This is a genomic window from Flavobacterium sp. PL002 (assembly GCF_054165825.1).
This window is the reverse complement of the sequence record NZ_CM135110.1, coordinates 1,062,353-1,083,971: the sequence shown is the minus strand read 5'-3', so window position 1 is coordinate 1,083,971 and position 21,619 is coordinate 1,062,353. Positions and strand designations below refer to the sequence as shown.

Genomic DNA, 21,619 nt, shown 5'->3' with positions numbered 1-21,619 from the left:
TGCTAATGTATAGTAAGGGGTTTTTCACATCTTAAATTTTAATTAAGCCATGAAAACCAATTTGTAACCTACAAAGAATAACATTCCTGCAATTGCATTTCGTAAAAATAAATCAGGAACTTTACCGCTTAACATGCTTCCTATAAATATTCCTGGTAGCGACCCCATTAGTAGTTGCGCTAGTAAACCCAAATCTAAATTTCCCATACTGGCATGACCAAGTCCTGCGACTAAAGTTAAGGGGACGGCATGAGCTATTTCGGTACCCACTAATTTTGGTGTTGCTAATAGTGGGTATAAAAAGAACAATGTCACTGTCCCTAAAGCTCCTGCGCCAATAGAGGTTAAAGTTACCGTAGCCCCCAGTAATACTCCAATCGCCACAGTTAACCAATTTTGAGTACGACTCTCAGTGTGAAATTTGTTTCCAGAATGTTTTTGTGAGATAGCCAATAATTTTTTCTTGAACAATACCGCTATTGAAGTAAATAGAAGTGCCCAACCCAAACTATATTTGATTACCGAATTTAATGAGGAGATATCCGCCTTTATACTATGTAAAATCCATAAGGTAATTAATGCCGCTGGTACACTTCCAAGAGAAAGCCATCCAGTTATTTTCCAATTAATATTATTCTTTTTATGGTGCACATAAATACCACCCATTTTTGTAAAAGCAGCATATAGTAAATCAGTACCTACGGCGGTTGTGGGCGGGATGCCAAACCACAATAATATAGGAGTCATCAATGAACCACCACCTACACCTGTGAGTCCCACTATAAAGCCTACCGTTAAACCTGCAATGATCAAACCCAATTGAAAATCCATAACAAAATATTTTGGACAAAATTAACTACTATTTTATTATTATCCTATAGGGGAAGTAGACTAATGAATATTTTTATTCAATTTTGCGAATATGTTATTGAAATAGACGTTGTATTTTGAAATAGTAATTTGGAGAGCAGTATTTTTTAGAAATATTTAATATTTGCTTTAAGTCGCTATTATTTAAGACTTCAGCGAAAATTTGGGAGTAAATAAAATACTTGCTTTTATTTTTTTGTTAGGATTTAAGTGTTACTTTTGTAATCTAATCTACTAATCCGATAGGGTAATAGATTTTTATTAAATTAGACAAATGAGCGCAATAATAGTACAAGCATTAATAGACAAAACAAAAGACTTTTCAATTGAAGAGACTTTTGCTTTTTTGGCAGAGGAATATAAAGATAAGGTGGTTTTTTCTACGTCTTTCGGGCAAGAAGATCAAGTGATCACGGCGTTGATTGCAAATAGCAATACGGCTATCACTATTTTCACTTTAGATACGGGTCGGTTGTTTCAAGAGACCTATGATGTTTTTCATAAAACATTGAAGAAGTATAAAAAACATATCGAAGTTTATTTTCCGGAAACTACAGCTGTACAAAACTTATTGAATGCAAAAGGTCCAAATAGTTTCTATGAGTCGGTTGACAATAGAAAAGAGTGTTGTTTTATTCGAAAAGTAGCACCATTGACTAAAGCTTTAAAAGGAAATTCAGTTTGGATTACAGGATTAAGAGCAGAGCAATCAGAAAATAGACATGATTTACATCTTTTCGAATATGATTCTAAATTCGAAATTATCAAGTTCAATCCATTATTAAAATGGACATTGAAAGAAGTAGAAGATTATATAAAATTGAACAACGTGCCACAAAACTCCTTGCATAAAAAAGGATTTGTAAGTATAGGTTGTGCGCCATGTACCAGAGCAATTGCCGAAGGTGAAGACATTAGAGCCGGTAGATGGTGGTGGGAATCCAGTCACAAAGAATGTGGTTTGCACGGGAAGTAGTAATTAGTGAAAAGTACAAAGTAATTAGAAAAAATATAAATAGTTAAAGGATTTATTTGGGTTGCAATAACTTGAAACTTTAAACCTTAAATTTTAAACTAAAATAAATGAGTTCAATATTAAAAACAAACGCATTAGAAAGCGAAGCAATATACATCTTTAGAGAAGTGATTTCTCAATTTGATAAGCCAGTATTGCTTTTTTCTGGAGGAAAAGATTCAATCACTTTAGTAAGATTGGCGCAAAAAGCGTTCTTTCCAGCTAAAATTCCTTTTCCATTGTTACACGTAGACACAGGGCACAACTTTCCTGAAACAATAGAATTCAGAGACCGATTGGTTAAAGAATTAGGATTAGAATTAATTGTTCGTAATGTGCAAGATGCTATTGACGAAGGAAAAGTAGTTGAAGAAACGGGTAAATACTCTAGTAGAAACAGTTTGCAAACAACCACTTTATTAGACGCAATCGAAGAGTTTAAATTTGACGCTTGTATTGGTGGTGCTCGTCGTGATGAAGAAAAAGCGAGAGCTAAAGAGCGTATTTTTTCTGTTCGTGATGACTTTGGTCAATGGGATGAAAAAAACCAACGTCCAGAATTATTTGATTTATTAAATGGTAAAATCGAAAATGGTCAAAACGTACGTGTTTTTCCTATTTCGAACTGGACAGAATTGGATGTTTGGAGTTATATCGAACAAGAGCAAATTGAGATTCCGTCAATTTACTTTTCACACAAGCGTAAAGTATTCTTGAGAGACGGAATGATTTGGTCACACTCTCCATACGTTTACCAAGAAGAAAACGAAGAAATTGAAGAACGTATTGTTCGTTTTAGAACAGTGGGTGATATGAGTTGTACTGCAGCAGTTGATTCGTATGCAGCAACAATCTCAGAAGTAGTAGGCGAAATTAGATTGTCAACGATATCAGAAAGAGGTGCCAGAATTGACGATAAGCGATCTGAGGCAGCGATGGAGAAAAGAAAACAACAAGGATACTTTTAGAATCCCCACCCCAGCCCTCCCCGAAGGGGAGGGGGTCAAAGCCGATTAGTAGTAATTTCGAGTTTTGATCTTTAAAGGAAGAAAATAAAAAATATATTAGTTTATAAAAACATACCAGACTCGTCTCCCTCCCCTTCGGGGAGGGTCGGGGTGGGGAAAAATAAGAATATGGAAGTTTTAAAAATAGCAACAGCAGGAAGTGTAGATGACGGGAAAAGTACTTTAATTGGGAGATTATTATACGATACACAATCTTTGACAACAGATAAATTAGAAGCAATTGAAAAAAGCAGCAAGCAAAAAGGATATGATTATCTAGATTTTTCTTTAGCTACTGATGGTTTAGTGGCTGAGAGAGAACAAGGAATTACAATTGATGTGGCGCACATTTATTTTTCGACAGCCAAAAAAAGTTACATCATTGCTGATACTCCAGGACATGTTGAGTACACTCGTAACATGGTTACAGGAGCTTCGACTTCACAAGTTTCTATCATTTTGATTGATGCGCGTAAAGGGGTTATTGAGCAAACCTACCGTCACTTTTTTATCAATAATTTATTGAGAGTGAAAGAGGTGATTGTTGCTATAAATAAAATGGATTTAGTTGATTATTCAGAGGAAGTTTTTAATAAAATTAAAGCCGACTTTGAAGCGTTAAACGCCAAAAGTACTTTCAAAGAACAAAACGTAAGTTACATTCCGTTGAGTGCTTTGACAGGTGATAATGTTGTAGAATCATTAGGCGGAATGCCTTGGTACGAAGGACAAACAATCCTAGAACATTTAGAGGCTTTAGAGCCAGCTGATGTGTACGAAAAAGGTAAAGCACGTTTTCCGGTACAAACGGTTATCCGACCAAAAACAGAAGAGTACCACGATTTTAGAGGATACGCTGGTAAATTATACGGTAATAATATTAAAGTAGGAGATGCTGTAACGGTATTGCCGTCTTTAACAGAATCGAAAGTAACCAACATTCACTTTTTCGATAAGCAATTTGACGAAGCTTCAGTAGGATCTTCAGTTACTATCGAATTAGAAAATGATATCAATGTAACTAGAGGAGATATGATTGTAAAATCATCGGAATTACCTAAAGTAGAGAAAGATATCAATACTACCGTTTGTTGGATGGACAGTAAAAAGCTAATTCCAGGTGCAAAATATTTTGTACAACACAACACCAACAGAGTTTTGGCTAAGATTGACAGCGTGAAAAATGTGATTGCTACAGATTTTTCAGGAACAACAGAAGCGTCTCAATTAGCAATTAACGAAATAGGAGAAGTAAATATCAAGTTAAGCAAAGCAATTTATTTTGATGCTTACAACGATAATAAATCAAACGGTGCTTTTATCTTAATTGATGCGGCAACCAATACGACTGCGGGAGTAGGGTTTATCAGATAAGAATCCCCACCCCAACCCTTTCGCCGCGGCGAAGAGGGAGAGATTGTAGAAAATGTTTGTGGTCATAAAATTTATTATTTAAATGTTAAAATGCCGATAATAATTTTTACCGAGCAGGTAATTACGATTAAATAACAAGATTCAAGCTCCTCTACGGACTTTGTCTTTTTGAAATTGAATACTGAAGATGAATTGAAAATTCAGAAACAGAATATAACATAATAAAGCTCCTCAATGGCTCCCCCTCCTTTGGAGGGGGCCGGGGGGAGGATAATAGTAAAAATAGGTATGAAAAGTTTTAGAACCGAAATAGAAAATCCGATTGTTCAAAAAGAGATCATCGATTTAGAAAGAAAAATAGCATTATTCAAAGATGGTAAAATTGATGATGAGCGTTTTCGTAGTCTGCGTTTAGCGCGTGGAGTTTACGGGCAGCGTCAAGAAGGCGTGCAAATGATTCGTATCAAATTGCCTTTTGGTAAGGTGACAAGCGAACAATTGCAGCGTATTACTAAAGTTTCTGATGAGTACTCAACAGGGCGTTTGCATATCACAACGCGTCAGGATATCCAAATTCATTATGTGAGTTTAGATAGAACTCCAGAGCTTTGGGCAAATTTAGCCAAAGACGATATCACATTGCGTGAAGCCTGCGGGAACACCGTACGTAATATCACAGCAAGTGAATTAGCGGGTGTTGATGTAGACGAACCTTTCGATGTTTCGCCTTATGCGCACGCCATGTTTCAATTTTTCTTGAGAAATCCTATTTGTCAAGAGATGGGACGTAAATTCAAAATATCATTCTCTTCTTCAGATAAAGATACTGCCTTGAGTTATTTACATGATTTAGGATTTATTCCAAAGATTGTAAATGGGGAACGTGGTTTTAAAGTGATGTTAGGAGGAGGATTAGGATCGCAACCACATCACGCCGAATTGTTATCCGAATTTATTCCGGTAAACCAAATCATCCCAACTACCGAAGGAGTTTTAAGAGTTTTTGACCGTCATGGTGAAAGAGCCAAGCGTTTAAAAGCACGTATGAAATTCTTAATCAAAGACATTGGTAAAGAAGAGTTTTTACGTTTGGTAGAGGAAGAGAAAAAAGCATTATCCTACCAGTCATACGAAATAGACACTACCGCTTTTGATGGTGCAATTCCAGCTCCTTTATTAGAAGTACCTGCAGTAACCATTGATGATGCAGCTGCTTACGAAGCTTGGAAAAAATCGAACGTGATTGCTCAAAAACAAGCAGGTTATGTTGCGATTGGAATCAAAGTGCTGTTAGGAGATTTTTATACAGACAAAGCAAGAGCTTTAGCTGAATTAATTAAAAATTACGGAGCTAATGAATTGCGTTTTTCACTAAAACAAAACATTGTTCTTAGAAATATAAAAGAAGAGAATTTACCATTCTTCTACCAAGAATTAGCCAAACTAGATTTTGTTACTTTAGGTTACGATACAATTAATGATATTACCGCTTGTCCAGGAACAGATACTTGTAACCTTGGGATTGCAAGTAGTACTGGAATTGCCGAAGAGCTAGAACGCGTATTGAAATTAGAGTTTCCGCAATACAAAGAGAATCGCGAAATTACAATTAAAATCAGCGGTTGTATGAATGCTTGTGGGCAACATAACATGTCGTCAATAGGTTTTCAAGGAATGTCGATCAACTCTGGTAAATTAGTAGCGCCAGCTTTACAAGTATTGCTTGGTGGTGGAATTTTAGGAGATGGAAAAGGACGTTTTTCTGATAAAGTAATTAAAATTCCAAGTCGTAGAGGACCAGATGCATTGCGATTTATTTTAAACGATTTTGAAGCGAATGCTAACGGAAAATCTTTCTTAGATTACTACGATGCGCAGGGAGAAAAGTATTTTTACGAATTCTTAAAACCCTTGGCAGATGTGACTAATCTTACTGACGAAGATTTTATCGATTGGGGAAATGCAGATAATTATGTAAAAGCAGTTGGAGTAGGAGAATGTGCGGGAGTTGTAATTGACTTGGTTGCCACTTTAATTTTGGAAGCAAAAGATAAATTGACGTTTGCTCAAGAGGCTTTCGAAGATAAAAATTGGGCTGATGCTATTTACTTGGCTTATGCTGGTTTTGTTAACGGTGCTAAAGCATTGTTATTGGCTGAAAACCAAAAAACAAACCACCATGCAGGAATCATTAATTTGTTTGACACTGTTTTTGTAGAAAGTAACAAAATCACTTTAGATACAAACTTCAAAGATTTAGTATACCAAATTAATCAAAACGAACCTTCTGAGGCTTTCGCCAAAAAATACATACAAGAAGCAATTGCTTTTTTTCAAAATATAGAAACCTACAGAACAAAAGATTTAGCAAATGCATAAAATTGTAAAACCTATTGTAACTTTAGTAGGAGCTGGTCCAGGAGATCCAGATTTGCTTACTATAAAAGGAGCAAAAGCACTTGCTGAAGCCGATGTGGTTTTATATGATGCTTTGGCAAATGACGAGTTATTAAGTTACGCTCCAAAGAAAGCGTTGAAAATATTTGTTGGGAAAAGAAAAGGATGCCACGCGTACACGCAAGATCAAATCAACCAACTAATTGTAGATAATGCCTTGACTTATGGTCATGTCGTTCGTCTTAAAGGTGGTGATCCTTTTATTTTTGGACGAGGAAGTGAAGAAATTGACTATGTAGAAAGCTTTGGAATTCCTACATTTGTTGTTCCTGGAATTTCTTCCTCGATTGCCGTACCTGCTTCGCAAGGAATTTCCTTGACAAAAAGAGGCGTTTCGGAGAGTTTTTGGGTAATAACAGGGACAACTTCGGCGCGAAAATTATCAACAGATGTGGCTTTGGCGGCTCAATCATCAGCAACTGTTGTTGTTTTGATGGGAATGAGTAAATTGCATGAAATTGTGGCAATTTTCCAAAAAGAATCTAAAGGGGAAATACCAGTTGCGATTATTCAAAACGGAACCACTCCAGAAGAGAAAATTGGAATAGGAACAATAAATTCGATTCAGCAAGTAGTTGCTGACAAGAATCTAAGTTCTCCCGCGATTATTGTAATTGGAGAAGTGGTAGGAGATAGCAAGAAAAGCACTGGGTTTTATAAAGAATTAAAATCCATTAGCAACAAACAAGTATTATATGGAAAGGAATGAATTATATCCCGTATTTCTAAAACTCAACAATCTTAATGTATTGATTGTTGGAGGCGGAAATGTAGGTTTAGAGAAACTATCTTTTTTACTAAAATCCAGTCCTAATGCTAATGTTGAGGTAGTTGCTCCGCGTTTTTTACCAGAGTTAGTTGAGCTGGTCAACAAGCATAATTCGGTAAAATTAACCATGAAGAAATTCAAGAAAAAGATGCTCAAGAAAAGGCATATGGTTATTGCTTGTACGGATAATCTTGAAGTAAATAAAAAGATATATGATTTATCTCGAGAGCGGTATTTGATTTGCAATATTGCCGATACGCCACCTTTATGTGATTATTATTTAGGCGGAATTGTAACTAAAGGAAATGTAAAAATTGCCATTTCGACCAATGGAAAATCACCAACAACAGCCAAAAGATTAAGAGAGTTTTTTGAAGAAGTAATTCCAGAGGACATTAATACAATGGTCGAAAACTTGAATGAATTTCGCAAAACGCTAAAAGGAGATTTTGAAGAGAAAGTTCAGAAGATGAACGAGATCACCGAAAGTTTGAAGAATAAAGAGAATTGAAGTTAGAGGCAAGAGTCAATAGGCAAGAGCCAAGAATAAAGAGAATTGAGGTTAGAGGAAAGATTTAAGAATTAAGAGTAAAGTGTTCGGATGATATTTATCATTTGAATGAGAGATATTCAATCGTTCCTTTGCAAAATAATAATAAGTAAGAACTAGTATAACAAAAGAAACTCCACCCAGTCACCCCTCCCGATAGCTATCGGGGTTGGAGGGGGATGGGGGGAGGAAAAATTAATACGAACATGATTGAAACAGATATCCTAATAATAGGAGCCGGACCAACTGGTCTTTTTGCAGTTTTTGAAGCAGGATTATTAAAATTAAAATGCCATATTTTAGATGCTTTACCACAAGCAGGAGGGCAGTTATCAGAGTTATACCCTAAAAAACCTATTTATGATATCCCAGGTTTTCCTGATGTCTTAGCAGGAGATTTAGTAGATAACTTGATGGAACAAATCAAGCAATTCGAACCAGGTTTTACACTTGGAGAACGCGCTGAAACTATCGATAAACAAGAAGATGGAAGTTTTATTGTTACTTCAAACGAAGGAACTCAGTTCCACGCTAAGGTAATTGCTATTGCCGGAGGTTTAGGAAGTTTTGAACCTAGAAAACCATTAATCGACGGAATCAATTTCTACGAAAATAAAGGAATCAAATATTTTATCAAAGATCCAGAAGAGTTCAGAGATAAAAGAGTGGTTATTGCCGGTGGAGGAGATTCAGCATTAGACTGGAGTATTTTCTTGACAGATGTCGCTTCAGAAGTGACTTTGATTCACCGTCGTAATGAATTCCGTGGAGCTTTAGATTCTGTCGAAAAAGTACAAGAATTAAAAGATGCTGGAAAAATTCGCATGATTACACCAGCTGAGGTAGTAGGGTTAAACGGAACAGAACACATCGAGTCGATTGTAATCGAGGAAAATGGAGCCAATCGTACTATTGATACCGATTTCTTTATTCCGCTTTTTGGTCTTACGCCAAAATTAGGTCCTATAGGAAACTGGGGATTAGAAATAGAAAAAAATGCTATCAAAGTAAATAATGCTTTAGATTACCAAACGAATATTCCAGGTATTTTTGCCATTGGTGATGTAAATACCTACCCAGGAAAATTGAAGTTAATTCTTTGTGGTTTCCATGAAGCAACATTAATGTGTCAAGCGGCCTACCAAATTATCAATCCCGGAAAACGTTATGTATTGAAATATACTACAGTTTCAGGAGTGGACGGATTTGACGGAACTCGTAAAGAAGCACCAAAAGCTGTTGTTAAAGCAATAGTTTAACAAAAAACATAAATACAAGTTAAAAAATATAGCGCTAATACTTGCAAGTAATAGCGCTATGTCTTTTCTTTGCAGTGTTCCTATATTTATTGATCGTTATCACGAAAGGCGGAGGGAAAGACCCGATGAAACCTTAGCAACCCTTTATCTTATAAAGAAGGTGCTACATTCTACTTTATGCTGAACTTACTTCAGTATCTAAGATAGATAACACAAGAATACGTCTCACGTATTTCTCAAACCTTTTCTTGACAACTTTTATATTATTTTTTTAGAGCGAATGATTGGTGCTTTTTTACCATCACCCTTCCTGCTGTACGCTATATCTTTTTATTTTTAAAGAAAAATTAAAAAGGATGCCGCTACCATCAGGGCTAAAGAGAAACAATAGTGAACTTTTGTAATTAATAATCAAAAGTAAAAATCCCGATTCCGATTGTGATTTTCAAGAAATAAAAAGTTATGTCTAACATTCACGAAGCCATTAAAAAAAACATACTCATCCTCGATGGAGCCATGGGAACTATGTTGCAACGCTATAATTTTTCCGAAGAAGATTTTAGAGGAGCCCGTTTCAAAGATTTTCCACATTCTCTCAAAGGGAACAACGATTTACTATCACTCACACAGCCACAAGCTATAAAAGCGGTACACGCTGCGTATTTTGAAGCCGGAGCTGATATCGTTGAAACCAATACCTTCTCAGGAACCACCATCGGTATGGCCGATTATCATTTGGAAGATTTTGTATATGAGCTTAACTACGAATCGGCTAAACTAGCCCGCGAAGTAGCCGATGAATTTACCGCTAAAAATCCAGACAAACCGCGTTTTGTCGCCGGATCCATAGGGCCAACAAACCGTACCGCGAGCATGTCACCAGATGTAAACGATCCAGGATATAGAGCGGTAACTTTTGATGATTTGCGAATTGCTTACAAGCAACAAGTAGAAGCGTTAATTGATGGCGGAAGCGATATTTTATTAGTAGAAACTATTTTTGATACACTAAATGCCAAAGCAGCACTTTTTGCCATCGAAGAAGTAAAAGACGATCGCAATATCGATATTCCAATCATGGTTTCAGGAACAATTACCGATGCCTCAGGAAGAACACTTTCTGGACAAACGGTCGAAGCCTTTTTAGTTTCGGTATCGCATATTCCATTACTGAGTGTAGGATTCAATTGTGCTCTTGGTGCCGATTTACTGAAACCATATTTACAGACTTTGTCCCAAAACACCGCCTTCAATGTATCAGCGCATCCTAATGCAGGATTGCCAAACGCTTTTGGAGAATACGACGAAACCCCCGCAGAAATGCAAGCCCAGATAAAAACATACCTTGACGATAATTTAGTAAACATCATAGGTGGATGTTGCGGTACAACCCCAGAACACATCAGGCTAATTGCAGATATCGCTAAGGATTATAAACCAAGAGTTTCGGTAGCGGTTATGTAAAGTTATGAAAGAAGAAAAATTCGATATTGTAAGTATAGATAGTGAGAGGTTTGTGTATAGTTTTGAGAGTATAGTAGCTTTTAGAACTGCATTTAAATTAAAGTTTAAATACATAGTAGCATTTCACGCAACTAACTTAAGTAATGAAGAATTAATTTGTATTCAAAAAAAAGGACTTAAAATAGCTTCTAAAGAATTGTTGGAGAGTAAAGCTATACATCGGTTCATAGTAAATGAATCTGAATCAAAATCGAAAGAGATTGAGAAGGATATAAAAGAATGGTTTTCTAATGAGAGGCTATATGATAATAAGTTTTATACTAAGAATGAAATAAATTTTGGCTTAGTAAAAGATGATTTGTTTGAGAATTATCATTATTTATTATTTGGATCAGAATCACTGTTACAAGTAGCTGATTATTTAAAGAAAAAGCACCATAAATCATTCAGACAGATATTAGTTAATTCAGGGTTTCACTATATTATTGAAGTCTTAATTCCTGTTGCTAAAATAGATGACGAATGGATTGACAGTATTTATGATTTTTTTAAGGGAGAATATTCGTTTCCGATCTCTTTGGTGTATTATACTGACTTATCTCATGGATTTATTGTGAAAATAGAAAAAGTTACAAGACCAAATGATAAACAAAATTTGATTTTAATTTAGAATTTAAAACTCATGGGAATAAAAAAAAGGTTTCTAGTATCAAGTTATTTGATGATTTTATGTTTGCTTTCCTGTGGTAAAGAAAAAACAGAAGTAGTAGCTCCTCCACAAGTAGTAGTCGGAAATGAAGAACAAGAAATTATTAAAGTTGATTTGCCTGAATATTCGTTATTAAAAAAATCCGACATAAGTATTAAAACATCTATGGATGCTAATGCTCCTTTAAATAAAAGATTTACGTACAAATATTTGGTTTCTAAAGCAGTAAGAAGAGAGCAATTACCTCCCTTACTGACTAAATTAATTGAGGATATTGTTCGAAATGATAAAGATATAGATGATATTACAGTTTGGCTGTATAGTGATAAAAAATATATAGATGGTTCTTATGATGTTGCTATGGCAACTTTTGCACCATCAAATGGTGAAGTAACTAAAGAAATCGCTTTAAGTAATGATAAAACATCCTATGTTGCAAATTTTCAAATTGCCGACAATTTTGAAGAACATTTAAATAATGAATTAGAAAAAGTTGCTATTTCAGGTTTAAGTTTTGATTTAAGGAAGAAGATATATTCAGAATTAGCAGAAACTGAGACTAGAGCAAGAGAAAAGTTAGATAAAATTTATCCTTATACTGAAAATTTTGACACTGAAAATTTTGCTAACAAATTAGATGAATTGACTAAAAAGTATGAAAAAGTTATTTGTATAAAGTATAAGATAGATAATAAAATGATGGAAGATATTTATGCTGAAGGAGATAAAAACGAATGGTATAAATACTGGTAAAATACTGGGTTCAGCTAACGAGAGCGCAACTAAGGTGTCCGTAAAGATTTTTTTTGTGAATACGATGCGTGATTACTTCGTTCCTGGGAACGAAATAGAATGCACAAAATTGCGTGAGGGATAGTAGTGGAGCTCCTTTTTCTTGAATTACCACGGGTTGAAATCCGAGGTAATTCAAGAAAAAGAGCGGGAACGAATAGCCCGACCCTTTTGGGTCACGCCCAAATAATAATGAAAAAATAGCTTTCTAAAAAAAGCACAAAATATAAACTTAGAGACTAGCTCCCGATAGCTATTGGGATAGGAACTCAGGAATTTAAGAAAAAATGGCAGAACAAGAAACTAGAAGAAACCTTGTATTAGCGGGATTAGAGCCTTTAATCATTACGCCAGATAGCGTATTTGTGAATATTGGGGAACGTACCAATGTGACGGGTTCTAGAAAATTCCTTCGGTTAATTAAGGAAGAAAAATACGAAGAAGCACTAAGTATTGCAAAGGAGCAAGTGGAAGGTGGCGCGCAAATCATCGATATTAATATGGATGAGGGAATGCTGGATGGCGAATATGCCATGACCAAATTCTTGAATTTAATTGCTGCCGAACCGGATATTTCGCGTGTGCCTATCATGATCGATAGCTCGAAATGGGATATTATTGAGGCCGGATTAAAAGTCGTACAAGGAAAAAGTGTGGTGAATTCGATTTCGTTAAAAGAAGGAGAAGAACAATTTATTCATCATGCTAAATTGATTAAGCGTTACGGTGCTGCGGCGATTATCATGGCTTTTGACGAAACAGGTCAGGCTGATAATTACGATCGTAGAGTAGAAATATGTCAACGTTCGTATGATATTTTGGTTGATAAAGTAGGGTTTCCACCTCAGGATATAATTTTTGATTTGAATATATTTCCGGTTGCCACAGGAATGGAAGAGCACCGATTAAACGCTTTGGATTTCTTTAGAGGAACCAAATGGGTTCGCGAAAATTTACCGCACGCACACATAAGCGGTGGGGTGAGTAATGTGTCGTTTTCATTTAGAGGTAATGATACGGTTAGGGAAGCGATGCACTCGGTTTTCTTGTATCACGCGATCAAAAACGGAATGACAATGGGGATTGTAAACCCAGAGATGTTGACGATTTATGATGATATTCCAAAAGATTTATTAGAGCATGTTGAAGACGTGATCCTGAATAGACGCGATGACGCTACGGAGCGCTTATTAGACTTTGCTGAGAATGTAAAAGGCGATGTAAAGAGCAATGAAAAGGCAATTCAAGAATGGCGCTCAGGAACGGTTCAAGAAAGAATCACGCACTCGCTGGTAAAAGGAGTAGATGCTTTTATAGAACTAGACGTTGAAGAAGCGCGACAGGCTGCCACAAAACCTATTGAAGTAATCGAAATCAACTTGATGACGGGAATGAACGTGGTGGGAGATTTATTTGGTTCGGGTAAAATGTTTTTGCCGCAAGTGGTAAAATCGGCGCGTGTAATGAAAAAAGCGGTGGCGTATTTATTGCCGTACATCGAAGCGAGTAAACGCCCCCCAGCCCCCAAAGGGGGAGTTAAGGACGCAAAGCATTGGGAAACTGCCAATAGAGCTAATTATGGCTTGTTAAAAGAGCATGCTAAAAAAATGCGTAATCAACCAACTGATGCTGAAAAAAGGTTATGGCAGGAATTGAGTGGTAAACAATTGGAAAATTATAAATTTCGAAGACAGCATATTATTGGGGATTATATAGCTGATTTTATATGTTTGAAAGAAAATGTAATTGTTGAAGTTGATGGATTAATCCATCAGTTGCCAGAAAATCAAGTAAGTGATGCTCAAAGGACAGCTTGGTTGAATTCTGAAGGGTATCAAGTGATACGTTTTTCAAATGAGGAAGTTCTGTTTGATATGGAAAAGGTTTTAAGTAAAATACATTCAGCTCTAACGGCTCCCCCTCCGGGGGCAAGGGGGGCGGGAAAAATATTAATGGCAACCGTAAAAGGAGATGTCCATGATATTGGTAAAAATATTGTTTCGGTGGTGTTGGCTTGTAATAATTATGAGATTGTGGATCTTGGCGTTATGGTGCCTCCTGAAAAAATTATTGCTGCAGCGATCGAACACGAAGTGGATATTATTGGACTGAGTGGTTTGATTACACCTTCGCTTGACGAGATGGTATATCTAGCCAAAGAATTAGACAAACGCGGAATGAAAATTCCAGTGATGATAGGTGGAGCGACGACTTCGCGTGCACATACCGCCGTGAAAATTGCACCTCAATATAGAGAAACAGTCATTCATGTTAACGATGCTTCGAGAGCGGTAACTGTAGCTGGAAGCTTATTGAACAAGGATAAAAAAATATATGCAAGTGATATAAGAGCAGAATACGATGCGTTTAGAGAAACGTTTTTAAACCGTTCTCGTGACAAGAATTTCTTAACAATTGAGCAAGCTCGAAAAAATAAATTACAATTAGATTGGGATAATTTTACGCCTGTGAAACCAAATATTATTGGCGAACAAGTTATCGAAGTAGAATTGGACGTATTGGTTCCTTATATTGACTGGACGCCTTTTTTTCGAACATGGGAATTGTTTGGAAAATATCCAGCGATTTTAACGGATGAAGTAGTGGGGGAGCAAGCAACTTCGGTTTTTGCGGATGCACAAGAAATGTTGGCTGTAATTTTGAAAGAAAAGAAATTGACAGCCAAAGGAATCTACGGAATCTTTCCTGCGAATCAAATCAATGATGATGATATTGAATTATACCAAGCCCCCCCCGCCCCCGAAGGGGGAGCTATTCAGATTGAGGAAAAGCAAACTTGGGAAACAGCAAGTCCCGCTTTATACGACGTCTTAAAAGAGCGAGCCAAGGAAATGAGAAATAAACCAACGGAAGCTGAAAAAATGCTTTGGAATGTGTTATCGAATAAAGGAATTGAGAACTTAAAATTCAGAAGGCAGCATGTAATTGGGGAGTATATAGTGGATTTTGTGTGTTTAGAACGAAGGCTGGTTATTGAAGTTGATGGTGGTATTCATGATACTGCCGAACAGAAAGAACATGACGAATATCGAACTGATTGGTTGGAATCAAAAGGTTTTAAGGTTGTAAGATATACCAATAGACAAGTTTTAAGTGATATTAATAACACTATTGAAAGTATCAGAAAAGAATTAAATACAAACTTGGAAGTTCCCCCTTCGGGGGTTAGGGGGCTCTTTCTAACATTACGCCAACAATCACAAAAAACAAAAGGAGCTCCAAACATTGCTTTGGCAGATTTCATCGCGCCAAAAGATTCGGGTAAAATAGATTATATGGGTGCTTTTTGTGTGACTACCGGTTTTGGAGTTGATGAATGGGCAGCTGAATTCGAAAAAGATTTAGATGATTATAATTCGATTATGGTAAAAGCATTGGCCGATCGTTTTGCAGAAGCCTTCGCCGAATATTTACACGAAAAAGTACGTAAAGAAGTTTGGGGTTACTCGGCTGATGAAGCATTGAGCACCGAAGATATGATTGCAGAAACCTATAAAGGAATTCGACCTGCACCAGGATATCCTGCTTGTCCAGACCATTTAGAGAAACCTACAATCTGGAAATTGCTGAATGTAGAAAAAGAAATAGGAGTTACCTTGACAGAGAGTATGGCAATGTGGCCAGCATCATCTGTTTCGGGATATTATTTTGGGAATCCTGAAAGCAAGTATTTCGGACTTGGGAAAATAAAAGAAGACCAAGTAATCGATTATGCTAAGCGAAGAAGTATCTCTACAGATATGGCTACTAAATGGTTGAACCCGAATATAGCAGACTAATCCCCCTAGCCCCCGAAGGGGGAACTCAAATCTTTGTAAATAAAAAGCGGGGTAGGAAGTCATGATTAATTAATACACATAAGAGAATGAAAAAATATATAATTATTAACCAAGTCGAGTCTTTTTTTTTAAGCTCGATTGTAATTCCCCCTTCGGGGGTTAGGGGGCTATGAAAGTAACACAACATATAGATGAATCAAAAGGGAAAACATTATTCTCATTTGAAATTATACCGCCTCAAAAAGGAAAAGGGATTCAGGAACTGTACGATAATATTGATCCGTTAATGGAGTTTAAACCACCATTTATTGATGTAACTACTTCTCGTGAGGAATTTATTTATGTGGATAAAGGCAACGGATTATTAGATAAAAAACTAACAAGAATGCGACCTGGTACTTTGGGTATTTGTGCTTCGATTAAGCACAAATACAATGTAGACACCGTTCCCCATGTATTGTGTGGTGGTTTTACAAAGGAGGAAACAGAGTATTTATTAGTAGATTGTCATTATTTAGGAATCAATAATGTTATGGCTTTGCGTGGTGATGCGATGAAAGATGAACAATCTTTTGTACCAAAACCAGGTGGGAACAATTATGCTGTTGACTTAGTGCAGCAAATAAAATTGCTAAATGAAGGGCAATATTTGCATGATGTAATGCATGTAGACAATAAAGCTGATTTTTGTATAGGTGTGGCAGGTTATCCAGAGAAGCATTTAGAGTCTCCTTCGTTGCTTTCGGATTTAAAAAGATTGAAAGAAAAAGTAGATGGTGGTGCAGATTATGTTGTTACTCAAATGTTTTTTGACAATGCTAAATATTTCGAATTTGTAGCCAAGGCAAGAGAAATGGGGATTATGGTGCCTATTATTCCGGGTATAAAACCATTGGCCGTACAAAGGCATTTGCATGTTTTACCACAAATTTTCAGGATAGATTTGCCAGAAGATTTAATTGATGCTGTAGATAAATGCAAGACAAATGCCGATGTGAAACAAGTTGGAATCGAATGGGCAATTCAACAGTCATTAGAGTTGAAAGCGGCGGGTGTTCCTGTGTTGCATTATTACTCTATGGGAAAATCGGAGAATATTAGACAAATCGCGAGTAAACTTTTTTAAGGATATTTTTTATATGGTGTGTATGTTGGATTTAGGTAGTGTTGTAATAAAATCTTATATTGCAATTTATTTATAAATCAATTTGAATATGAAATATTTTTATGGTGCTTTTTTACTAATTGCTATTACTGCAACTTCATGTAAAAATGATGAAACCGCAAAAAACGAAAGGGATCCAAGATTATTAGTTCCTTTTACACAGCAAACTGCATTAACAACGAGTACTACTCCGGTGACTACAGCTACATCAGGAGATCATAACTTATTTCATGAAAGCAATTCGGTTGCAACTACTACAGTTTTAAGCGGAATTAATCCTGCTCATGGGCAACCCAATCACCGATGTGATATTGCCGTTGGCGCACCTTTAAACTCAGCTCCAAATGGAACTACTCCTACTCAAAACACAAATGTACAAACCCAGCAAGTAGTTACTGCCACACCAAGTAATACCGTAACTGCTAGCGGAATGAATCCGCCACATGGAGAAAAAAATCACCGATGCGATATTGCCGTTGGAGCGCCTTTAAATTCAAAAGCTGCAGCGCCAGTTCAAACTCCTAATTATGTGGTAAATCAAGCAAGTACTGCTGCTAAAACAACGACAGCTAAAGGAATGAACCCGCCACATGGAGAAAAAAATCACCGATGTGATATTGCTGTTGGAGCACCTTTAAACTCAAAAGTACCTGAAGCACCTGCCGCTAATTCAGGACAAGTATCACAGCAAATAAATGTACAACCTGCTTTGCCTTCATTGTTGGCAACTGGAACTACTGATGCTGCGACTCCATCAGGAATGAATCCAGCACATGGAAAAGAGGGGCATAGATGTGATATTGCCGTTGGAGCACCATTGCCAAAAACATAGATATTAAGTTTCTTTATATAAAAAAACACGCTCGTTAAATTAATTTTAACGAGCGTGTTTTTATTTAGCTAAAAAGCAAATGTTTTATTTTGTGATTTCTCTAAAAATCGCTTCCAGATTCTTGTTTTTTTGATTCAGTTGAAGTGTTTTTAAACCATTTGCTGTAGCAAAATCAAAAACGGCAGGACGCATATCTTTGTCAGTTTTAAAAGTTAATTCCCAAATCATATCATGGGTGTTTTTAGAACTAACAAGGTTTTCGATTTTAGCAATTGCTTGTTCTTCAATTTTAAAATCAAACTCTACTTCGATAACTTGCTCCGCTTCTTCGGATATTAAATTATCTAGTTTTTTATCGGCTACAATTTTACCTTTATTAATGATAATCACGCGATCACAAATTGCTTCTACTTCCTGCATAATATGTGTAGAAAGGAAAACGGTTTTGTCTTTCCCTACATTTTTAATAACATTTCTAATTTCGATTAGCTGATTGGGATCTAAACCAGTGGTAGGTTCGTCTAATATTAAAACATCTGGATTATGTAATAACGCGTTTGCTAAGCCTACACGTTGACGGTATCCTTTAGATAATTGACTTATTTTTTTATGGCTTTCAGTAGTCAAACCTGTTAGTTTGATCACCTCTTCAATTCTAGATTTTGAAATTTTATAAACATCGGCATTAAAAGCCAAATATTCCCTCACGTATAAATCCAAGTACAACGGATTGTGTTCTGGTAGATACCCTATAGATAACTGAACCGCTTTTTGATTTACTGTTACATCTTGATTGTTAACCAGAGCGGTACCACTATCAGCAGCAAGATAGGTTGTTAATATTTTCATCAAAGTTGATTTTCCAGCACCATTAGGACCTAGGAAACCTACAATTTCTCCTTTTTGAATAGAAAAAGAGATAGAATCTAGTGCTTTTTGTGTACCGTAACTTTTTGAGATGTTATTTACTGCTATTGACATGATGAATTATTTGTAGCAAAAGTAAAAAGAAAAACAATGATTTGCTGTTTTTATTGTACAATATAAAAAAGTAATCTAATAAGATTCTTTACTTGTCAAATTGATTGCTATTTGGGCAATAGATTAATATATTTATAAAAAATAATTATAAAATGGAGGAAAGTAAAAGTTTGTTTAAAACCTATAGTGGAATTATATGGTTGTTATGCGGTATTGTCGCAGGAAGTATATTAGGTCTCGTTTTTGGAAAAGAGGTTGAAATCATAAAACCACTTGGAGATATATTTCTAAATTTACTTTTTACAGCTATAATTCCGTTAGTGTTTTTTACGATAGCCTCTTCTATAGCGAGTTTAGAAAAATCTGAAAAATTAGGTAAACTCTTTGTAGTGGTTATAGGTGTTTTTTTAAGTACCGTTTTAGTTTCGGCTATATTAATGATTGTAGCTGTTTTTATTTTTCCAATTCATCAAGATATTATTATTTCAAAAATGCCTTTAGAGAGTATACAAGCTGCCAGTGGAGGTTCTCAAATTACGCAACTGCTTACTGCTAATGATTTTTATGAACTACTTTCAAGAAAAAGCATGTTGGCACTAATCCTGTTTTCATTTTTAATTGGCTTTGCGAGTTTGCGCTCAGGAGAAAAAGGAGAAAACTTTAGGGGTTTTTTAAACTCGGGTAACGAAGTGATGAAACAGTTGTTACACCTCATTATGAAAACAGCACCAATAGGATTAGGTGCTTATTTTGCGTATCAAGTTGGAATTTTCGGGCCGCAATTATTTGGTGCTTATGCAAAACCACTTGGACTGTATTATGGCGTTTGTGCTTTTTACTTTGTCGTATTTTTTAGTTTATATGCTTTTTTAGCTGGAGGTAAATTAGGCGTAAAAGTTTTTTGGGGTAATAATATTACAGCTGCATTAACTGCATTAGGAACATGCAGTAGTATTGCAACGATTCCTGCTAATCTTGAAGCTGCAGAAAAAATGAAAGTTCCAGCTTATATTAGAAATGTAGCTATACCTTTAGGGGCGCCGTTGCATAAGGATGGCTCTAGTGTCTCCTCAATTGTAAAGATAGCAGTTATTTTTGCTATGTTTGGCAAGGATTTTACAGATCCTATGACATTATTAACGGCACTAGGAATTACTGTTGTCGTTTCAGTAGTGGAAGGTGGTATTCCAAATGGAGGGTATATTGGAGAAATTTTAGCAATTACTATTTATGGTTTTCCAATGGAGCAGGCTTTACCCGCCGCAATGATTGTGGGAACGTTAGTAGATCCTATGGCTACTTTGCTAAATGCAAATGGAGACGTTGTCTCGGCGATGATGATTGCAAGGGTTTCTGAGGGTAAAAAATGGCTTTCTAATGCAATGCCAATTTAAAGTGGCTTCTTGTTGAAGTATTTACGCTGTTTTTAAAAAAGAGTTTAGGCTGTTTTTTTAATTAATGTGTAATTTAAAAGGCATTTTTTAAAGAATTCTTTTTTAGTTTGCTAAAATGACGTTTTTTTTTTGGCGCACTAAAAATTAGTTATACATTCGCAAAGTAATCAATACAAGAATCATGTTAAACAACCGATTTTATTTTAGCAATACTTATTATTTCTTCTGGAAAGAGGATAGGGATTGTCGTATGGTTATTTAATTAGAAAATTAAATTATAATTATAAATATACAATCCCGATGCGAATCGGGATTTTTTTTTGGAATAAATGGAAATAAAAATCGCAATACAAGGGATTAAAGGTTCTTTTCACCATCAAGTGGCGCAAGAATATTTTGGAGAAGATGTTCAGGTTGATGAGTGTTTGTCTTTTGACGAGCTGGTAGACAGTTTGTTATCTGGAAAAACCGATCAAGCGGTAATGGCAATTGAAAATTCGATTGCGGGACCTATTATTCCAAATTACGCACTTATTGATAAGAATAATTTACACATTATAGGAGAGCATTATTTGCGAATTCATCAAAATTTAATGGCTTTAGCTGGTCAAAAAATTGAAGATATTACCGAGGTACACTCACATCCAATGGCTTTGTTGCAATGTATGGATTTCTTAAAAAAGTATCCAAATATTAAACGAGTAGAAGATAAGGATACTGCAGAAACGGCACGTAGAATCCAGCAGAATAATATAAAAGGGATAGCGGCAATTGCAAGTAAAACGGCTGCTAAAATGTATGATTTAGAAATTTTGGCACCAGAGATTCAAACGATAAATGATAACATGACTCGTTTTGTAATTCTTAAAAAAGAAAATTCATTTGTACCGCAAGAAGCAATTAATAGGGCTTCTTTAAAATTTGAATTAGATCATAAACGGGGTAGTCTAGCGGCAGTTTTAAATGTATTGAGTGATTGTAAAATGAATTTAACCAAAATACAGTCATTACCAAAAATTGAAACGCCTTGGAAATATTCTTTTTTTGTGGATGTCACTTTTGAGAAATACAGTGATTATGCTAAAACAAAGTCGTTATTAGAAATTATGGCAGAATATTTCAAAGTATTGGGAGAGTATAAAAACACAAAACCCTTATCATAACCAACAAAGATTTAGCAG

At 35.8% G+C, this 21,619-nt stretch carries 17 protein-coding genes and 1 riboswitch; of the genes, 15 read left to right on the top strand and 2 right to left on the bottom strand.

Features of this window, described 5'->3' with window-relative positions; all coding sequences use genetic code 11:
- Positions 1–42 precede the first annotated feature (42 nt).
- The gene (locus tag ACVEGE_RS04795; RefSeq protein ID WP_173839280.1) at positions 43–831 is read right to left on the bottom strand and encodes a sulfite exporter TauE/SafE family protein; all 789 of its coding nucleotides are present in this window, start codon (positions 829–831) and stop codon (positions 43–45) included.
- A 313-nt stretch (positions 832–1,144) separates the two neighbouring features.
- On the opposite strand from ACVEGE_RS04795, the gene ACVEGE_RS04790 reads away from it, so the two are divergent.
- From ACVEGE_RS04790 to ACVEGE_RS04730, 13 genes are all read left to right on the top strand, one after another.
- On the top strand, positions 1,145–1,846 hold the full coding sequence (locus tag ACVEGE_RS04790) for a phosphoadenylyl-sulfate reductase (RefSeq protein WP_192501148.1): 702 nt from the start codon (positions 1,145–1,147) through the stop codon (positions 1,844–1,846).
- A gap of 107 nt (positions 1,847–1,953) precedes the next feature.
- On the top strand, positions 1,954–2,853 hold the full coding sequence (gene cysD / locus ACVEGE_RS04785) for a sulfate adenylyltransferase subunit CysD (RefSeq protein ID WP_192501149.1): 900 nt from the start codon (positions 1,954–1,956) through the stop codon (positions 2,851–2,853).
- Positions 2,854–3,021: 168 nt separating this feature from the next.
- Positions 3,022–4,266, top strand: a complete 1,245-nt coding sequence (locus ACVEGE_RS04780; protein ID WP_192501150.1) for a sulfate adenylyltransferase subunit 1 — start codon at positions 3,022–3,024, stop codon at positions 4,264–4,266.
- Between the two features lie 288 nt (positions 4,267–4,554).
- On the top strand, positions 4,555–6,645 hold the full coding sequence (locus ACVEGE_RS04775; protein ID WP_192501151.1) for a HEPN domain-containing protein: 2,091 nt from the start codon (positions 4,555–4,557) through the stop codon (positions 6,643–6,645).
- Positions 6,638–7,432 (top strand): uroporphyrinogen-III C-methyltransferase, encoded by a 795-nt coding sequence (cobA, locus tag ACVEGE_RS04770; protein WP_173856164.1) that lies wholly within the window; start codon positions 6,638–6,640, stop codon positions 7,430–7,432. Before ACVEGE_RS04775 ends, cobA begins: the two co-directional genes overlap by 8 nt.
- Positions 7,419–8,003, top strand: coding sequence for a precorrin-2 dehydrogenase/sirohydrochlorin ferrochelatase family protein (locus tag ACVEGE_RS04765; protein WP_173853674.1), 585 nt, complete (start codon positions 7,419–7,421; stop codon positions 8,001–8,003). The genes cobA and ACVEGE_RS04765 overlap by 14 nt, the downstream gene beginning before the upstream one ends.
- Before the next feature lie 245 nt (positions 8,004–8,248).
- Complete coding sequence (locus tag ACVEGE_RS04760) at positions 8,249–9,301, top strand: NAD(P)/FAD-dependent oxidoreductase (RefSeq protein WP_192501152.1); 1,053 nt, start codon at positions 8,249–8,251, stop codon at positions 9,299–9,301.
- Between the two features lie 93 nt (positions 9,302–9,394).
- Positions 9,395–9,515: riboswitch (SAM riboswitch) on the top strand.
- A 248-nt stretch (positions 9,516–9,763) separates the two neighbouring features.
- A complete protein-coding gene (locus ACVEGE_RS04755; protein WP_192501153.1) occupies positions 9,764–10,765 on the top strand; it encodes a homocysteine S-methyltransferase family protein in 1,002 nt (333 codons plus the stop codon).
- A gap of 4 nt (positions 10,766–10,769) precedes the next feature.
- Positions 10,770–11,435 carry a hypothetical protein gene (locus tag ACVEGE_RS04750; RefSeq protein WP_173839289.1) on the top strand — a complete coding sequence of 222 codons (666 nt, stop codon included), beginning with the start codon at positions 10,770–10,772 and terminating at the stop codon, positions 11,433–11,435.
- 12 nt (positions 11,436–11,447) lie between these two features.
- The gene (locus ACVEGE_RS04745; protein ID WP_173839290.1) at positions 11,448–12,227 is read left to right on the top strand and encodes a hypothetical protein; all 780 of its coding nucleotides are present in this window, start codon (positions 11,448–11,450) and stop codon (positions 12,225–12,227) included.
- Between the two features lie 326 nt (positions 12,228–12,553).
- Positions 12,554–16,066 carry a vitamin B12 dependent-methionine synthase activation domain-containing protein gene (locus ACVEGE_RS04740; protein WP_192501154.1) on the top strand — a complete coding sequence of 1,171 codons (3,513 nt, stop codon included), beginning with the start codon at positions 12,554–12,556 and terminating at the stop codon, positions 16,064–16,066.
- A gap of 169 nt (positions 16,067–16,235) precedes the next feature.
- Positions 16,236–17,192: a methylenetetrahydrofolate reductase [NAD(P)H] gene (metF, locus tag ACVEGE_RS04735; protein WP_192501155.1), complete on the top strand. Its 957-nt coding sequence runs from the start codon at positions 16,236–16,238 to the stop codon at positions 17,190–17,192.
- Positions 17,193–17,280: 88 nt separating this feature from the next.
- Positions 17,281–18,063, top strand: a complete 783-nt coding sequence (locus ACVEGE_RS04730; RefSeq protein WP_192501156.1) for a hypothetical protein — start codon at positions 17,281–17,283, stop codon at positions 18,061–18,063.
- Positions 18,064–18,147: 84 nt separating this feature from the next.
- Here ACVEGE_RS04730 and gldA read toward each other — a convergent pair whose 3' ends face one another.
- A complete protein-coding gene (gene gldA / locus ACVEGE_RS04725; protein WP_192501157.1) occupies positions 18,148–19,044 on the bottom strand; it encodes a gliding motility-associated ABC transporter ATP-binding subunit GldA in 897 nt (298 codons plus the stop codon).
- A gap of 152 nt (positions 19,045–19,196) precedes the next feature.
- On the opposite strand from gldA, the gene ACVEGE_RS04720 reads away from it, so the two are divergent.
- Both ACVEGE_RS04720 and ACVEGE_RS04715 read left to right on the top strand, forming a co-directional pair.
- Positions 19,197–20,438: a dicarboxylate/amino acid:cation symporter gene (locus ACVEGE_RS04720; RefSeq protein ID WP_192501158.1), complete on the top strand. Its 1,242-nt coding sequence runs from the start codon at positions 19,197–19,199 to the stop codon at positions 20,436–20,438.
- A 329-nt stretch (positions 20,439–20,767) separates the two neighbouring features.
- Entirely contained in the window at positions 20,768–21,601 is an 834-nt protein-coding gene (locus ACVEGE_RS04715) for a prephenate dehydratase (protein WP_192501159.1), read from the top strand.
- Positions 21,602–21,619: the final 18 nt, after the last annotated feature.

Coding starts and splice junctions, on each gene's coding strand:
- ACVEGE_RS04795 (WP_173839280.1), bottom strand. CDS start 831: ATGGATTTTCAATTGGGTTTGATCATTGCAGGTTTAACGGTAGGCTTT.
- ACVEGE_RS04790 (WP_192501148.1), top strand. CDS start 1,145: ATGAGCGCAATAATAGTACAAGCATTAATAGACAAAACAAAAGACTTT.
- cysD (WP_192501149.1), top strand. CDS start 1,954: ATGAGTTCAATATTAAAAACAAACGCATTAGAAAGCGAAGCAATATAC.
- ACVEGE_RS04780 (WP_192501150.1), top strand. CDS start 3,022: ATGGAAGTTTTAAAAATAGCAACAGCAGGAAGTGTAGATGACGGGAAA.
- ACVEGE_RS04775 (WP_192501151.1), top strand. CDS start 4,555: ATGAAAAGTTTTAGAACCGAAATAGAAAATCCGATTGTTCAAAAAGAG.
- cobA (WP_173856164.1), top strand. CDS start 6,638: ATGCATAAAATTGTAAAACCTATTGTAACTTTAGTAGGAGCTGGTCCA.
- ACVEGE_RS04765 (WP_173853674.1), top strand. CDS start 7,419: ATGGAAAGGAATGAATTATATCCCGTATTTCTAAAACTCAACAATCTT.
- ACVEGE_RS04760 (WP_192501152.1), top strand. CDS start 8,249: ATGATTGAAACAGATATCCTAATAATAGGAGCCGGACCAACTGGTCTT.
- ACVEGE_RS04755 (WP_192501153.1), top strand. CDS start 9,764: ATGTCTAACATTCACGAAGCCATTAAAAAAAACATACTCATCCTCGAT.
- ACVEGE_RS04750 (WP_173839289.1), top strand. CDS start 10,770: ATGAAAGAAGAAAAATTCGATATTGTAAGTATAGATAGTGAGAGGTTT.
- ACVEGE_RS04745 (WP_173839290.1), top strand. CDS start 11,448: ATGGGAATAAAAAAAAGGTTTCTAGTATCAAGTTATTTGATGATTTTA.
- ACVEGE_RS04740 (WP_192501154.1), top strand. CDS start 12,554: ATGGCAGAACAAGAAACTAGAAGAAACCTTGTATTAGCGGGATTAGAG.
- metF (WP_192501155.1), top strand. CDS start 16,236: ATGAAAGTAACACAACATATAGATGAATCAAAAGGGAAAACATTATTC.
- ACVEGE_RS04730 (WP_192501156.1), top strand. CDS start 17,281: ATGAAATATTTTTATGGTGCTTTTTTACTAATTGCTATTACTGCAACT.
- gldA (WP_192501157.1), bottom strand. CDS start 19,044: ATGTCAATAGCAGTAAATAACATCTCAAAAAGTTACGGTACACAAAAA.
- ACVEGE_RS04720 (WP_192501158.1), top strand. CDS start 19,197: ATGGAGGAAAGTAAAAGTTTGTTTAAAACCTATAGTGGAATTATATGG.
- ACVEGE_RS04715 (WP_192501159.1), top strand. CDS start 20,768: ATGGAAATAAAAATCGCAATACAAGGGATTAAAGGTTCTTTTCACCAT.